The organism is Staphylococcus pasteuri (assembly GCF_030547725.1).
Classification (GTDB): domain Bacteria; phylum Bacillota; class Bacilli; order Staphylococcales; family Staphylococcaceae; genus Staphylococcus; species Staphylococcus pasteuri.
This window is the reverse complement of the sequence record NZ_JAUOQO010000800.1, coordinates 1-243: the sequence shown is the minus strand read 5'-3', so window position 1 is coordinate 243 and position 243 is coordinate 1. Positions and strand designations below refer to the sequence as shown.

The window sequence follows — 243 nt, the reverse complement described above, 5'->3', positions numbered from 1 at the left end:
ATTTAGCGCAAGCAATACAAAGCCGTTTGGCGCTTCGTCTACCACTTTAAAGCCCTGCCGAAGTAACCACTTAGTATCACTCAAAAAATGATACTTTTTACGCCCTACTACAGTGACTAAACCGGCTTTATCTTGTTGCTTAGCAGCACTAAGAGCAGACGCCAATAAGCGTTTACCATGGCCTTGTTTCTTATATTTTCCAGACACCCAAAAGCAAGCTAAAGCCAAATAATCATCTGCTTC

The 243-nt window shown here is 42.0% G+C and carries 1 protein-coding gene; it reads right to left on the bottom strand.

The window, feature by feature from the left end:
• Window positions 1-243: GNAT family N-acetyltransferase (locus tag Q4528_RS15550; RefSeq protein WP_512701005.1), on the bottom strand; the 243-nt coding region annotated here is incomplete at both ends.